Source organism: Bacillus sp. A260, assembly GCF_009861435.1.
GTDB classification, from domain to species: Bacteria; Bacillota; Bacilli; order Bacillales; family Bacillaceae_G; genus Bacillus_A; species Bacillus_A cereus.
Map to the genome: position 1 here is coordinate 3525660 of NZ_CP046398.1, position 15972 is coordinate 3541631.

The following is a 15972-nucleotide window of genomic DNA, read 5'->3' on the forward strand; positions in this document are numbered from 1 at the left end:
TTCAAGTATTGTTTTTTAATTCTATTCAATTACTTAATGTAGCTTTTTAAGGTTTTAATTTAACTCTTTGTAATCGTAATGCATTTAATACAACAGATACAGAACTAAATGCCATCGCTGCTCCAGCAACCCAAGGGGCTAAGAAACCTAATGCCGCAATTGGAATTCCTAACGCGTTATAAGCTAATGCCCAGAATAAATTTTGTTTAATATTTCTTATCGTCATTTTACTCATAAATATCGCATCAGCAATACTATTTAAGTCACCGCGGATTAACGTTATATCCGCTGCTTCCATCGCTACATCCGTTCCCGTTCCAATTGCCATACCAATGTTCGCTGTAGCAAGAGCAGGAGCATCATTTATCCCGTCTCCAACCATCGCTACTTTCTTACCATTTGCTTGCAGTTTTTTCACTTCTTCTGCTTTTCCTTCTGGCAATACTTCTGCAATTACGTGATCAATACCAACTTGCTTTGCAATTGCCTGAGCAGTTTGTGTATTATCTCCTGTAATCATCACAACGTCTAGCCCCATTTTTTTCAGTCTTGCGATAGCTGCTTTTGAAGTATCTTTCACAGTATCTGCAACGGCAACTATACCAGCATATTCTTTATCGATTGCAATAAGCATTGCTGTTTTTCCTTCTCGTTCTAGCGCTTCCATTGATTTAGAAACTTCTTCAATATCAATATTGAATTTCTTCATTAATCGACGTGTACCAATTAATAAGTGTTTTCCTTCTACAACTGATTCGATACCAAATCCCGGAATCGCTTCAAACGTTTCTGAACTCGGGATATCAATTTTCTTTTCTTTAATTCCTTCTACAATCGCTTCTGCAAGCGGATGTTCAGAATTTCTTTCTGCTGCCCCTACTAATCTAAGCAGTTCATTTTCATTGAATCCATCTGCTACAATTACATCTGTTAATACCGGCTTCCCATTTGTCACTGTACCCGTTTTATCTAGAATAACCGTATCTAATCGGTGCGTTGCTTCTAAATGCTCTCCACCTTTAAATAAAATACCATACTCAGCCGATCTTCCTGATCCTGCCATAATAGATGTAGGCGTTGCAAGACCTAATGCACATGGACAAGCAATAACAAGCACTGCTATCATTTTCTCAAGTGCTCCGCCAAAATCACCAGGTGTAACAAATATCATCCATACTGCAAATGTGATAATCGCAATCACAACTACAACCGGTACGAAAATACCTGAAATTTGATCTGCTACCCTTTGAATAGGAGCTTTTGAACCTTGTGCCTCTTCTACTACTTTAATAATTTGAGCTAATGCAGTATCTCTTCCTACCTTAGTTGCTTTCACTTTTAAAAATCCATTTTTATTTATTGTCGAACCTATTACTACATCCCCAATTGACTTATCAACAGGAATACTTTCACCCGTTAACATCGATTCATCAATTGCTGACTTTCCTTCTACAATCTCACCATCTACTGGTATTTTTTCACCAGGCTTTACATAGACGATATCACCAGCTACTACTTCTTCAATCAAAATTTTTATTTCTGTTCCATCTCGCACAACTGTAGCTGTCTTCGCTTGTAAACCCATCAATTTTTTAATTGCTTCTGATGAGCGCCCTTTTGCTTTCGCTTCAAATAATTTACCTAAAATAATTAATGTAATAAGTACCGCACTCGTTTCAAAATATAAATCTGTCATATGTTCCGAAGAACCAATAGATTGAATACTTAAATATACACTATAGAAGTACGCGGCCGACGTTCCAAGCGCCACGAGAACATCCATATTAGCACTTTTATTGCGTAACGCTTTATAAGCCCCAACATAAAACTGTCCACCAATGATAAATTGAACAGGAGTTGCAAGTGCTAGTTGCACCCAAGGGTTCATTAACATATCCGGTAAATAAATAAATGACGTAAATGAGAAATGACTAACCATTGCCCACAATAATGGGAAAGATAAAATAAACGAAATAATAAACTTCTTCTTTTGTCTTTCAATTTCTTGTAATCGATGATCAGTTGATGCATCTTGATCATCTGGTTTCACTTCTAATTTATATCCTAGCTTCGTAATCGCGCTCTTCATTTCATTTACATTAACTTCATCAGGGTTAAAGTCTACTGTGGCTGATTCTAAAGCAAAATTTACTGTCGCCTTGTTCACACCATCTAACTTATTTAAACGCTTTTCAACTCTATTTGCACATGCTGCACATGTCATTCCTGAAATAGTAAATTCAGCTTTATCACTTACAATTCCATATCCTAATGATTCAACTTTTTCTTTAAATTGTTGCGGATTTGTTTTAGTTGGATCGTACATTATTTTTGTTTTTTCAAGCGCAAAATTTACATTTGCCTCATGAACACCTTCTACTTTTTTTAGACCTTTTTCAATTCTATTTGCACATGCCGCACATGTCATTCCTGATATTTGAAGATTGGCCTCTTTTTTTTCATTCATGTCTCTCACCTCTATATACCCTTATGAGGTATAATGATTAGCAAAATAAATCGTACTTCATTTAAAGTACGATTTATTTCCATATCTAAAAATAATTATTGAACATCGTATCCTTGATCTTCGATTACAGCAACGATATCTTTTAATGTTACAGCAGACGAGTCGATAGTAACTTCAACAGTTCCTTCTGCTAATTGAACCTTCACTTGTTCAACACCGTTTAGCTCTTTCACACTGCTCTCGATAGCATTTACACAATGTCCACAAGACATACCTTCAACCTGTAATGTTAACTGTTCCATTTAAAATCCTCCTCTTGTTTATTCATTGTTTGTTAATCACAATTACATCTTACCATACCCCCCTAAGGTAATCAATGGTTTTGTATCATGATTTTTCAATTATTTTCTAAAAGTTTATTTTACACACACTTTTTCACTACAATACACCCAAATCCAATATGAGGGTAAACAAAAAAACAAGCCAGTTAAATACTAGCTTGTTTTTACGCTTTTGAAAAACGTTCAAATACTGTCATTAATTCTTCAATTGCTTCGTCACCATTTCCATTTTTAATAGCTCCTGAAACACAATGACTCGTATGATTTTTGAGAACGCCCATTCCTACTTTTTTCATCGCTGCATTAATCGCTGAAATTTGCACTAAAATATCTACGCAATAACGATCATTTTCAATCATGTTTTGAATACCGCGGACCTGTCCTTCAATTCTCTTTAATCTATTTATAATCTGTTCTTTTTCTTTTTCTGATCTATGTGTTACTGCTTCATGCTCTTTATGATCCATATTATCACCTTCTTAAAGTTTCTCTTCATCCAATAAAACAATTGTTTTTTATGAGTATATCAATTATAGCATTAAATATCTACGCATGATACCCCATAAGAGTATATTTACACTTTATGATTATTCTTAACAACGCATTAGCTTCTTAATCTCAATTTTCAGTATACCCTTTCCTTTTTGTCAAAAAATCATTATATCTCTCATCAAAATTCAATAAAGTGAAACAAGAATAAGCGGGGATTACCCGCCCCCGCTTATTCTTCATCTATAATGTTTTAATTTAAATTTTCAGATATTTAACCTGAGAATTTTTTCTTTCCATATATAATTATTGCTGATCACATACTTTTGTATCATTCACTACTGAAGTTCCTTCAACGGTTACCGTATGAAAACAGTCATTTACTCGAACTATCACAACATTATCTTGCCGATCAATGATATGATATTCATTAAAATTTTTATTTAGAGCACTGCGAATTTGTTCTCCTTCATAAATTGGAATGCCATGTGATAGAACCCAAATAAGTCCAGCGATAGCAAGAATAGTTTTCATACGATCTACCTCCTTGGGAATATAGTGAACTTTTCATCCATACTTTTTCAGCTCTACAAATCATGATCGGAATAAACCAAGCCTTTTTGGAAATAAGTTCATTTCGTCTATTTTATGTTTATGCTAATTGTGACCGTTTTGTGACAACTTTTTGTCTCTTTAGACGAAAAGTTGAAACAAAACTTTCGAAAAGGACAATTCTACACATTAAAAAAGGTTATGGAATGTTTCATCCATAACCTTTTTTCCTATACGTAACTAATAAACCTCAATCCTTTACTTAAAGACGTCGGCACAACAGATGCATGATTCTCCCCTTCAGCTTCATAAAACTTAAATTTAAGTTTATCGTGGTTTACTTGGAGAAGGCGCTCTGATAATTCATTTGCACCTACAACCATATGCTCTCGTTCAAGTGATCCAACTGTAAGGAACACTCCTGTTTCAAACTTAGCATTGTTTAATTCATGTATAAGGTTCTCTTCTTTTTCAAGAACGGATTTATTATTCCACCATATAGATGGACTACTAATAAAATAATTTTGAAAAGCGTTTAAGTTTGTAAATAGTATATGCAAAGCAAATAGTCCACCTAAAGAATGTCCAAATAACGTTTGCTTACTTTTATCAATCTCAAAATTCTTTTCAATTTGTGGTTTCAGTTCTTCTTCAATAAAAGTAAAGAAATTATGTGCTCCTCCTGTTTTAGGCCACGGTTTACCGTCTGGTTTTAAAGGGGCATCTTTTGAAATTACGCTAGGCGTAAAATCATAGCACCTTTCTTCCCCTGAAAATGCGCCTTCAATCGGATAACCCACTCCAACTATAACAGCTGGTGAAACACCAGTTTTTTCCGCTCTTACTGATTGTATTTTAACTGCTTCATGAAATGTTTGAAAAAAGGCATTGCCATCTAATACGTAAATAACGGGATATCCTGAATCCGGTGCTGGTTGCCTCGGCTTTGAAATATGAATTTGATATTCCTTACCTTCTAATTTTGAATACATTTTCCACTGCTCTGTATTAGATGTTATAATCTGCTGTTTTTCAATTGTAGTATTCACCCTATCCCCCCCTTTTAACTTGTTACATATATTTCGATTTTTTCTTCTTGAGATACAACGCTATCATAACCGAAACAAACAGGAGCCCCATTATGCGGATCAATCATGACACGCGCATCAATATGAAATACTTCTTTTAACACTTCATTTGTAATGATTTCTTCTGGGCTACCAGTTGTAACAATTTCGCCTTCCTTCATTGCAATAATTTCATCTGAAAACCTTGATGCATGGTTAATATCATGTAATACCATAACAACCGTACAATTATGTTCTTTATTTAACTTCTCCACAATTTGTAATACATCTAATTGATGAGACATATCAAGGTATGTAGTTGGCTCATCTAATAGCAACACTTCTGTCTCTTGTGCTAATGCCATCGCTAGCCATACCTTTTGTCTTTGACCACCTGATAAATTTGCAATTTGTCTCGTTCGAAATTCAGAAGTTTTCGTTATATCTAATGCCCAATCAATCATTTCTTTATCTTTTGTCGTTAACTTATTTACGTTATTTCGATGTGGATAGCGTCCATAAGAAATTAATTCTTCCACTTTAAGCTCACCTGGTGCAATTGGAGTTTGCGGGAGTAAAGCTAACTGCTTCGCAATTTCTTTCGTTGGAATTGTATGTAAATCCTGTCCTTGCAAATATACTTTACCGCTTTTTTGTTTTAAAATTCTTCCCATTGTTTTTAACAATGTCGATTTACCGCAACCGTTTGGACCTATAATTGTCGTTACTTTTCCTTCTTGTATTTCCACATTTAAATCGCGAAACACTGTAAGCTTTTCATAACTTGTTTCTAAATTTTTTGCACTTAAAATACTCACTTTTATTCCTCCTCTTACGCTTTCGCCTTATAAAGTAAATATAAGAAATACGGTACACCGACAATAGAAATAACGATTCCAACTGGTAGCTCTACAGGTGTAAAAACTGTTTTCGCAATAAAGTCTGAAGCAATTACAAGAAACATTCCGATTACGCCGCACGTAGGAATTATATACTTATGTTGAATACCGACAAGCCTTTTCGCTATATGCGGTGCCATTAAGCCAATAAAACCGATACTCCCTGAAACAGCAACACATGCGCTCACAAGCCCGATACTACTTAATAGTAAAATCGATTTCTCTCTTTCTACTGAAACACCTAAACTTGTAATACTCGTTTCTTCCAATTGAAATAAATCTAATAAATAAGCTTTCTTTTGTATAAGCGGAATTAAGATAATAAGCCATGGTAACATAGCCACAATATACTTCCAGTTTGCACTATATATGCTTCCAGACACCCACACTGCGGCCATTTCAAAATCAGTTGACTTCATTTTGAGTGATAAGTACATAGAAAAGGCTCCAAATCCTGATCCAATTGCAATCCCTGTTAATAAAAGTCGCTGCGAATCTAATTTACCGTTTTTCCAAGAAAACAGATAAATGATGATAGCTGCACCTAATCCGCCTACTAAACCAAACATTGGCATCATCATAATAGAAACCCAGTCTGTGCTTTTTAATTGCCCTTGAAAGAAAAACATAAAAATGACAATCGCTGTTCCTGCTCCGGCATTTACGCCTAAAATACCTGGGTCCGCCAACCCATTTCTCGTAATCCCTTGAATAACAGCACCCGCAACACCAAGGCCTAATCCTACTAATCCAGCAATTACGATGCGCGGAAGGCGAAACTCAAAAATAACTAAATCATGTTCTGGTACTGGATCAATTCTAAACAGTGTTTTAAATATATCTGTAATCGTAATGTCGAACGTACCATTTGTTAAACTAATATAAATAGCACATAGTATTAAAAATATAATAATCCCCATCGTCATTCCGAAACGTTGACTTGAACTTTTAAGCATGTCTCTCTCCTCCTCTAGTACGGATTAAATAAAGGAAGAAAGGAATTCCAATTAAAGAGGTAACGACTCCAATAGGTGTTTCAAATGGATAGTTTACAAATCTACTCAAAACGTCACATAACGCTAAGAAAACGCCACCAATAACACCTGCACATGGCAAAATCCACTTATAATCTACCCCAATTATAAAGCGCGTAATGTGCGGAATAATTAAACCTACAAAACCAACTTTCCCCACTAAAGCAACTGCTGTTCCTGTTAAGAAAATTACCGATAAAATTGCCATCGCTTTAACTAGTTTTGTACGTTGCCCTAAATTAATAGAAACCTCTTCGCCTAATGAAAGAATGGTAATAGATTTTGATATTAACAATGCTAAAATTATTCCAATTATCCCAAACGGTATCGTGATTTTAATGATATTAAGATCTACTTGATCTAACTTTGCATTAAACCAAAAACTAACATTTTGAGAAATTTGGAAATACGAAGCCATTGCAGCCGATACACTACTTAAAAATGTTCCAATAACTGTTCCTATAATCGCTAACCTAACTGGTGATAAGCCATTTTGAAGGAGCGAACCAAAACCAAACACGATACCGGCTCCTAGTGCAGAACCAATCATTGAACATACAACCATACCAATTGATGACATTCCCGGAAGAAAAATCATGCTAAGTGTAATAACAAAGGCAGCGCCATCCGTCACACCCATAATAGAAGGGGATGCAAGATAGTTTCTTGTCATCCCCTGCATAAGTGCTCCTGATATGGCTAGAAATGCTCCGACTAAAAGAGCTGCAACTACCCTTGGTAAACGTGAAGTAATAATAATATTATGATTTACATCGCTTGAATCAAAATGAAATAATGCGTTCCACACTGTTTCAGCGTCAATACTTTTTGCCCCATACAAAATCGAAAGTATAATTGTAAATAAGATGAGTATGGGTGCTATACATAATATAGTTACTGGTACTGCATTTGTTTTCTGCATATCATTCAACGCACCTTACTTATTGTATTATTTAGATAAATTTTTCACGGCTTCTTTTAAGAATGCTGTTTTACTCCAAGCTGTACCACCTTGTGCCATTGGATCTACAACATTTACAAATACTTTCTTTTCCTTCGCAGCATTCATACTTTGCCAAATTGGATTACTTTCAATTTCTTCTAACACTTTCGGGTTTTTATTTTCACTTGCCTCATATTGTAAGAAAATATAATCTGGGTTAAGTTCAGCAAGTTTTTCAAATGAAATTTTCTCTTGTGCTTTTACAGTTTTCAATTGTTCTGGAGCAGTTAGTCCAAGATCTTTATAAATTACAGGATTGAAGTATACTCCTTCTGGATATAGGAATAATTCGTTTGCTCTTAGTCTTATGACAAGTACTTTTTTATCTTTTAACTTATCTCCTAGTTTTGCTTTTGCTTTTTCAGCGTCCGAATTGTAATCCTTAATAATTTTTTCGGCTTTATCTTTTTTACCAGTTAATTCTCCCATTAACTTTAAGTTATCTTCCCAATTTGTTGAAACGTGTGATACCGGGAATGTAGGAGCTACTTTCGTAAACTTTTCAGCTGTTTCTGCTGGGAATTTCGTACTCGATGTAATAACATCTGGTTTTAATTGTAGTAATGTTTCGAAATTGGGTTGCATTTTCTCACCAACAGATTTAGCACCTTCTAACTCTTTTTCAAGATATTTTGGTAATTTACCACCTACAGTAATGGCACCAACTGGTTTAATTCCAAGTACTGCCGCATCTTCCATTGACTCTAAACTAGCTGTCGCAATTTTATCTACTTTTGCTGGCACTGTATACTCTTTACCTAAATATGTGATTTTTCGTTTTTCATCTTTTTTCGTTTCCGTAGCTTTTGTCTGTTGTTTTTGCTCGCCTGAAGTTTTATCCGCACTATTACATGCCGCTAAACCTACACTTAAAACTGTAACCATCCCTAAAGTAAATAATTTCTTGTTCATCTTTATATGTCTCCTCTCGAATTTTCAAACTATATTCTCAATAAAATTTAACTATATGAACCTTGTCCCATATATATATTTCATTAGATTAATAATTTTATCCAGAACTCATTCCCGTTCACTTCCCCTAGACTATAATTCTTTTACGCCTTCATCACTTGATAATCATTTTCACTGATAATGATTATCGTTACTAAGTATATATTTAATATGAAATTATTTCAAGAATGATTTGAAAAATTTTAACAAACTGAATTAAAAAAAGAAGTATCTCCCTAATATTAGGGAGATACTTCTTTTTTTTAGAAATTTATATGTAATTCAACTGGACAATGGTCTGACCCCATTACTTCACTATTAATTTTCGCTTCTGTTATTTGGTCTTTCATTCTTTCCGAAACAACAAAATAATCTAAACGCCATCCGATATTTTTCGCTCTCGCGCCCATACGATACGACCACCACGAGTATGCACCTTCTTGATTAGGATAAAGGTAACGATATGTATCAATAAATCCTTCTTCTAAAATACATGAAAATTTCTCTCGTTCCTCATCAGAGAATCCAGGATTTTCACGATTACTTTTCGGATTTTTCAAATCGATTTCTTTATGAGCAACATTTAAGTCTCCACAAAAAATAACTGGTTTCTTCTCATCTAATCGTTTGATATAGGACCTGAAATCATCTTCCCATTTCATTCTGTAATCTAATCGTTCTAATCCACGTTTTGAATTTGGTGTATATAACGTTATCATGTAAAAATCTTCGAATTCTAAAGTAATAAGTCGCCCTTCTTGATCATGCTCTTCAATGCCTAAACCATATGTAACTGAAAGCGGTTCTTTTTTCGAAAAAATAGCAGTTCCTGAATATCCTTTTTTCACAGCATAATTCCAGTATGTATAATATCCCTCTAAATTTAAATCAATTTGCCCTTCTTGTAATTTAATCTCTTGTAGACAAAATATGTCAGCACTTGATTCCTCAAGATATTCCAAAAATCCACCTTTTGCGATAACAGCTCGCAAACCATTTACATTCCATGAAATTAACTTCATTTATAGTCCTCCTCTTGATGTTTATTTCCAAATTTCATGCTATCACAAAATAGAAAACAATCATATTTTCACCTTTGTAATCTTGCTCTTACATTTATGAATACATACATACGCACTTTATTCAGGTTATACTAATTTCAGAGGTGATGTTCTATGCACAATGAAGGAGTTACATTAACAAATGAGTATTGGCAAGCAATTATTCATAATGATTCTTCCTATGATAGCAAATTCTTTTATGCTGTGAAATCAACTGGAATCTTTTGCAGACCATCATGCAAATCAAGAATACCGAATAGAAACAATGTACGAATTTTTCATCATGCAGAGCAAGCATTAAGTGAGAACTTTCGCCCGTGCAAACGTTGTAAGCCAAATGGGATCACTTTACCTAATGAAGAGTGGGTAGAACAAATTAAAGACTATATCGAAAAGCATTATGACGAATCCTTAACTCTCGACATGCTTGCGGAAATGTGTCACGGTAGCCCTTTTCATTTACAACGTACTTTCAAAAGAATAATAGGGTTAACTCCTATAGAATATATACAACAATTCAGGGTTCTTAAAGCAACCGAATACCTTTTACACACAAATCAATCTATTAAAGAAATTAGTACTGCTGTCGGGATAGAAAACCCAGAGTATTTCGCAACTTTATTTAAAAAGAAAACCGGATTTACTCCTACTGAATATCGAAAAAAGAACGAAATGAAAGAGGGATACGATAATGAATTCCTACAAAAATAATTATATATATTGGACGCTACTTACACATAAAAATTGGCGATTTCATATTGCTGCAACTGAAAACGGACTATGTTTCATTGGATCACAAGACGAAAACTTTGAAGAATTAAATATATGGGCTAGAAAAAAACTGCCCCAACATATATTGACCCATAGTCCAGATTACTTGCAAATATATACGCAAGAAGTTATCGAGTATTTAGAAAACAAGCGAGAAACTTTTACATTTCCTATCGATGCTTATGGAACTAATTTTCAATTATCTGTTTGGAATACGGTACGTGAAATTCCTTATGGAAAGACATATTCTTATACAGAAATTGCTGAAAGAATTCAAAAACCTAAAGCTGTGCGCGCCGTTGCTTCTGCTATTGCTGCTAACCCTCTTCTTATCACCATTCCTTGTCACCGCGTTATTGGGAAGAATGGGAAACTAACCGGATTTAGGGGTGGATTAGAAATGAAGAAAAAATTGCTTACATTAGAAAAGTTGCAGGTGGAATTCATATGACAGCAGAATATAATAGCGTATTATCTATAGCAGTTCCAAAAGAATTTTGTTTCCAAGAAAATTTACGTTATCTATCACGCTCTAACAATGAATGTATGTTCCATATTGAAGATAACAAAATTTATAAAGTTATCCCTGTTCAAGATGTAAATCCTTTAGTTGAAATTAGTGTGAATACAGATGGGAATATTCAAATACGTTGTTTAGAAGAACCATATACATCTGAAAAATCGATACGTGAAGCTGTAGTTAACTATGTAAAAGAATGGTTTGATTTAACTACTGATTTAGCCCCATTTTATACATTAGCTAAACATGATTTACTCCTTCAAGGACCAATTGAACAATATTATGGCCTTCGTACTTTAGGCATTCCAGACTTATTTGAGGCACTTTCCTGGGGAATTATCGGTCAACAAATTAACCTAACATATGCTTATACACTAAAAAGGAGATTAGTTGAGCAATTTGGAAGTTATGTAGAATGGGACGGTAGAAAACATTGGATATTCCCATCACCTGAAACAATTGCAAATCTACATGTAGAAAATCTTCAACAATTAAAAATGACGACTAGAAAATGTGAATATTTAATCGGTATTGCGAAGCTTATTACAGAGAGAAAATTATCAAAAGAGGATTTACTGCAAACACAAGATGTAAAGGTTGCTGAGAAACAATTAACTGCTATCCATGGTATAGGACCATGGACTGCCAACTATGTTTTAATGCGTTGTTTAAGATTTCCTTCGGCTTTTCCAATTGATGATGTTGGTCTGCATAATGCAATTAAATTTATAACAGGTTCCGAAAATAAACCGACAAAAAATGAAATAAAAGATTTCGCGGCAAACTGGGCTAATTGGGAGTCTTATGCGACTTTTTATTTGTGGCGAGTACTATATTAAAAGAACCAAGTAGCACATTCGTACTACTTGGTTCTTTTTTAAGCTTGCTCCTCAAAACGTCTTGCAATTTCCACAATAACTTGAACGGCTTTTTCCATAGTATCTACCGAAACATACTCAAATTTACCGTGATAGTTTTCACCACCAGTGAAAATATTCGGCGTCGGTAATCCCATATATGATAATTGTGATCCATCTGTGCCTCCGCGAATCGGATGAATATTTGGTTCAATGTCTAAACTTTTCATTGCTTCATATGCAATATCAACAATTTCTCTTACCGGTTCAATTTTTTCAAGCATGTTATAGTATTGATCATTCATTTCTAAAACGACTGCATCTTCGCCATATTTTTCTTGCATAGTCTTCACAATATTTTTAACGTTATTTTTACGTGCCTCAAAATTTTCACGATCAAAGTCTCGAATAATATAATATGCTTTACTTTGCTCAACATCACCATTTAAAGAAAGTAAATGATAGAATCCTTCATAGCCTTCTGTATATTCTGGCGCATCTTCTACTGGTAAATACCCATTAAACTCCATAGCAAGTTTAGTAGCATTGCGCATTTTATTTTTTGCTGTTCCAGGATGTGTATTCGTTCCGTTAAACGTTAACTTAGCACCTGCAGCATTAAAACTTTCATACTCTAAACCACCTAATGGACCTCCATCCATCGTATAAGCGAATGATGCACCAAACGCTTCTACATCAAAATGCGCTGGCCCACGACCAATTTCTTCATCCGGTGTAAATGCTACTCTTATTTTCCCGTGCTTAATTTGTGGATTATGTATTAAATGGTTCATTGCAACCATAATTTCTGTAAGACCAGCTTTATCATCTGCTCCTAGAAGTGTTGTACCATCAGTTGTAATAATGGTATGTCCTTTATATGATGGTAATTCCGGGAACTGCTCTGGTGTTAACACAATATTTAGCTCTTCATTTAACGTAATTGCATTACCATCAAAATTTTCATGAATTTGTGGTTTGACGTTTTTCCCTGTAAAGTCTGTTGCCGTATCTAAATGGGCTAAAAATCCGATTACAGGAACATCCTTGTCCGTATTAGCTGGAAGTGTTGCCATTACATAGCCATTATCATCCATCGTTACTTCTGTTAAACCAATTTCTTTTAGCTCTTCCACTAATAACTTACCAAACTCAATTTGTCCTGGTGTTGTTGGTACTGTATGACTTTCTTCATTTGATTGCGTATCAATTTTTACATATCTCGTAAATCTTTCAATAAGTTCTTGTTTCAAGTTCATTCACTCCCTTTTATGTTCCTCCCTCCATTATAATCCTTAAAACGAAATATTTTAACTTTTTTGACTGTGAAGATGTATATTTCATTTACATTGTTAACACTTTTACATAACAAAAAGAAAATTAGTGAACATATTTAAAGTACAGCTTAATACAAATAAATTCACCCTATTTACGACTCTCATCGCAAATAGGGTGTTTCTGTTTTTATCTCGCAATTTAAGAATATATACTACTCATTTACAATAAAAGTATATACATCATCATAAATACAGCCATTTACTTTAATCACATACTTCCCAGGTTTATTAAAACTAATTGTGTATTTATTTAACTGAATTGCTTCTTTATCTCCAGAAAGAATATCAATGCTTCTGCCACTTAATACATACAATTCATTTAGATTCATCGTTACATCAATTGTATTGAAATTTTCTACTTTCACTTGCTGTGCTTCCGCAACGCTTACACTTGGTTCTAAAAACAGTAATCCACTTAATCCAATCGTCCCCGCTAAAGCAACTCCCGCAAACTTTTTAATCTGTTTCATTACAATGACCTCCTTATAGATTTTACGTAAAGGCAATGTCCTCCCTTACACCACAAAGCCTATATGTAATGAAATGAAAAGTAAACGGGGACTGTAAGACAAAATTCTACATCTTTTTCTCCTATTGAATATAAATCCAACGTTTGGAATTTTGACACATTTAAAATTGTTTCCCTAAACCAATTTCTCCATAATTTATTCAAAGACTGAATAATTACTTATTTATTTAACATTCTAACAATAGTTGATAAAGATGCTTTCTATTCAAAAAAAGACTTTGCTATAAAAGTAACTTTTACAACAAAATCCATGCAACTAATTTTATTCAGCTTTCCATAATCTCTCTACATTCATTAATTGTTCTTCTTTAAATTCCATCTTATATATATCCGGTTTTGACGTATTCATTAAAAATTCAAAACCATATTGTTTATCAAAATAGTTCATCATTAATGTCATGACAAGCCCATGTGTACCAATTACAATTTTGCATCCTCGAAAATCCATTAAGATTTCTTTTAATACTTTCACTACTCTTCTCTGGCAATCTGCATATGACTCTCCTTCCGTTCGTGCAAAGTCCGGATTAGAGAACATCTTCTGTACAAGTGGATACACCTCTTTGTCTGATATAACCTGATCCTCACTTGAAAACATACACTCTTTAAGATTTTCATATACTACTATTTCTTTTTCATGGAAATTAGCTGACTCCTCTATCGTTAGCATAGCCCGATTATAAGGACTGGAAATAAAAGTATCAATCCTCTCCGCTTTTAATATGTCAGTTACTCTACGGGCATCCATATGTCCCCTCTCAGTTAATCCACGCATTCTTTCATTTCCTTCTAGTTTTGGTGATTCACCATGTCTAACCATATAAATATATGTGCTCATAATTTCTCCTTAAAATTTTTTATAAAGTGAAACTTTAATCAGCCCTCACTAATCGGGCTGCCCGGCAAATAGCGAGATAAGTTAATAAATCACGTTCATTTATCCCATTTCAACACTTAGGGGTAATACTAAAATACTTTATAAACTGTGCTGATTTGTTCGTCTAATCCATTCTCCTACTAAACTCTCAAATAATTCAGGCTGCTCAATTTGCAAATTATGCCCTGCCATATCTAACACTGCTAATGTTGCCCTTGGATATTCTTCAATAATTTCTATAATATTTTGATAACCTACTGATATATCTTGTCTTCCAGTCAGTAAAAGAACGGGATTTTCATATCTTTCATGCTGAAAATCCATAGTAAGAGAGTAATTCTTTTGCAACCTTTCAATAAATTCATAATTAGCAACATCTAACCCAGGCTTAATTTCTTCTTTAAATCGCTTATATGTATATTCATTTGCTATTACAGCTAACTCACAAAACTCCTCTCTTTCTGTGGAAGTGAGCGTATTTAAAAATTCCTCATCTTGTACAATTACCTGTTTATCTGGAAGAATCCTTTTTTCTGGCTCCGCTACAACAACAGGACATACTAATAGTAATCCGCTAACTCTCTCAAACATCTTTGCAAGTATACCTTTGGCTAAATAGCCTCCATATGATTCTCCTACCAATAAAAATTTTTCAGTAGAAATGATTTCCTCAATAAATGTGATAAGCACTTCTACTATACGATCTGAACTATTTATCCAATTTGGAGCATTCGATTTTCCCATTCCAGGTAAATCAATATATATTCGCTTATAACCTTCATATTTCTGAAATACTGATTCCATACATTTCATCATTAACCTATGGTCAGGGGCGCAGCCATGTATGATAATGACCGGTTTACCCTCTCCCACAATTTCATAGTATATTTCTGCATCTTTAATTCGATATATCATAAAAAAGCCTCCCTATTTAGTGGCAATACTATTCCACTCTGTAAGAATACACGTTCTTATTTTATATCTTTTCTCAACATTTTCACAAATATTAATCTTCAGATTAAAAATAAAAAGCTCACCAAAAAAAGATACTCATCATTTTATATGCAATTTTGCATCTCCACTTACAAATCACTAAAAAAACTTTACAATTCAAAGGATGACTAAATATACAATTTCTATTTAAAGTCTTGATACAGTCTATACTATCAACCGCAATATTTTTTCAACCTTAAGAATACTTACACTCTTTAACACTT

The 15972-nt window shown here is 34.0% G+C and carries 17 protein-coding genes; 3 read left to right on the plus strand and 14 right to left on the minus strand.

Translation table 11 applies throughout. The features are described 5' to 3' along the window. Nucleotides 1–46: 46 nt before the first annotated feature. The 10 genes from GD442_RS17660 to GD442_RS17705 form a co-directional block, all read right to left on the minus strand. Complete coding sequence (locus GD442_RS17660; protein WP_001003175.1) at nucleotides 47–2467, minus strand: heavy metal translocating P-type ATPase; 2421 nt, start codon at nucleotides 2465–2467, stop codon at nucleotides 47–49. A gap of 95 nt (nucleotides 2468–2562) precedes the next feature. Next, on the minus strand, nucleotides 2563–2769 hold the full coding sequence (gene copZ, locus GD442_RS17665; RefSeq protein WP_000436973.1) for a copper chaperone CopZ: 207 nt from the start codon (nucleotides 2767–2769) through the stop codon (nucleotides 2563–2565). A 203-nt stretch (nucleotides 2770–2972) separates the two neighbouring features. Beyond that, on the minus strand, nucleotides 2973–3275 hold the full coding sequence (locus GD442_RS17670; RefSeq protein WP_000349637.1) for a metal-sensing transcriptional repressor: 303 nt from the start codon (nucleotides 3273–3275) through the stop codon (nucleotides 2973–2975). A 328-nt stretch (nucleotides 3276–3603) separates the two neighbouring features. Beyond that, on the minus strand, nucleotides 3604–3831 hold the full coding sequence (locus GD442_RS17675) for a hypothetical protein (protein ID WP_000849100.1): 228 nt from the start codon (nucleotides 3829–3831) through the stop codon (nucleotides 3604–3606). Nucleotides 3832–4079: 248 nt separating this feature from the next. Beyond that, nucleotides 4080–4898 (minus strand): alpha/beta hydrolase, encoded by an 819-nt coding sequence (locus GD442_RS17680; protein WP_001098322.1) that lies wholly within the window; start codon nucleotides 4896–4898, stop codon nucleotides 4080–4082. A gap of 14 nt (nucleotides 4899–4912) precedes the next feature. Continuing rightward, nucleotides 4913–5734 carry an ABC transporter ATP-binding protein gene (locus GD442_RS17685; RefSeq protein WP_000025765.1) on the minus strand — a complete coding sequence of 274 codons (822 nt, stop codon included), beginning with the start codon at nucleotides 5732–5734 and terminating at the stop codon, nucleotides 4913–4915. Between the two features lie 14 nt (nucleotides 5735–5748). After that, a complete protein-coding gene (locus GD442_RS17690; RefSeq protein WP_000920438.1) occupies nucleotides 5749–6771 on the minus strand; it encodes a FecCD family ABC transporter permease in 1023 nt (340 codons plus the stop codon). Further along, nucleotides 6764–7771 (minus strand): FecCD family ABC transporter permease, encoded by a 1008-nt coding sequence (locus GD442_RS17695; RefSeq protein WP_001173041.1) that lies wholly within the window; start codon nucleotides 7769–7771, stop codon nucleotides 6764–6766. The genes GD442_RS17690 and GD442_RS17695 overlap by 8 nt, the downstream gene beginning before the upstream one ends. Before the next feature lie 27 nt (nucleotides 7772–7798). Further along, entirely contained in the window at nucleotides 7799–8764 is a 966-nt protein-coding gene (locus GD442_RS17700) for an iron-hydroxamate ABC transporter substrate-binding protein (protein WP_001035506.1), read from the minus strand. Between the two features lie 302 nt (nucleotides 8765–9066). Beyond that, on the minus strand, nucleotides 9067–9825 hold the full coding sequence (locus tag GD442_RS17705) for an exodeoxyribonuclease III (protein ID WP_000767620.1): 759 nt from the start codon (nucleotides 9823–9825) through the stop codon (nucleotides 9067–9069). Nucleotides 9826–9978: 153 nt separating this feature from the next. Here GD442_RS17705 and GD442_RS17710 point away from each other — a divergent pair, with 153 nt between their 5' ends. The 3 genes from GD442_RS17710 to GD442_RS17720 are packed head-to-tail and all read left to right on the plus strand — an operon-like array spanning nucleotide 9979 to nucleotide 11994. Beyond that, nucleotides 9979–10575 carry a bifunctional transcriptional activator/DNA repair enzyme AdaA gene (locus GD442_RS17710; protein WP_000551322.1) on the plus strand — a complete coding sequence of 199 codons (597 nt, stop codon included), beginning with the start codon at nucleotides 9979–9981 and terminating at the stop codon, nucleotides 10573–10575. Next, nucleotides 10556–11086, plus strand: coding sequence for a methylated-DNA--[protein]-cysteine S-methyltransferase (locus GD442_RS17715; RefSeq protein WP_001089840.1), 531 nt, complete (start codon nucleotides 10556–10558; stop codon nucleotides 11084–11086). Before GD442_RS17710 ends, GD442_RS17715 begins: the two co-directional genes overlap by 20 nt. After that, the gene (locus tag GD442_RS17720) at nucleotides 11083–11994 is read left to right on the plus strand and encodes a DNA glycosylase (RefSeq protein ID WP_000123521.1); all 912 of its coding nucleotides are present in this window, start codon (nucleotides 11083–11085) and stop codon (nucleotides 11992–11994) included. Before GD442_RS17715 ends, GD442_RS17720 begins: the two co-directional genes overlap by 4 nt. 38 nt (nucleotides 11995–12032) lie before the next feature. Here GD442_RS17720 and pepT read toward each other — a convergent pair whose 3' ends face one another. The 4 genes from pepT to GD442_RS17740 form a co-directional block, all read right to left on the minus strand. Continuing rightward, the gene (gene pepT, locus GD442_RS17725; RefSeq protein WP_033666620.1) at nucleotides 12033–13265 is read right to left on the minus strand and encodes a peptidase T; all 1233 of its coding nucleotides are present in this window, start codon (nucleotides 13263–13265) and stop codon (nucleotides 12033–12035) included. 236 nt (nucleotides 13266–13501) lie between these two features. Further along, the gene (locus GD442_RS17730) at nucleotides 13502–13819 is read right to left on the minus strand and encodes a hypothetical protein (protein WP_000809495.1); all 318 of its coding nucleotides are present in this window, start codon (nucleotides 13817–13819) and stop codon (nucleotides 13502–13504) included. A 321-nt stretch (nucleotides 13820–14140) separates the two neighbouring features. Further along, the gene (locus GD442_RS17735; protein WP_000109179.1) at nucleotides 14141–14716 is read right to left on the minus strand and encodes a histidine phosphatase family protein; all 576 of its coding nucleotides are present in this window, start codon (nucleotides 14714–14716) and stop codon (nucleotides 14141–14143) included. Between the two features lie 138 nt (nucleotides 14717–14854). Next, nucleotides 14855–15670 (minus strand): alpha/beta fold hydrolase, encoded by an 816-nt coding sequence (locus GD442_RS17740; protein WP_000640335.1) that lies wholly within the window; start codon nucleotides 15668–15670, stop codon nucleotides 14855–14857. Nucleotides 15671–15972: the final 302 nt, after the last annotated feature.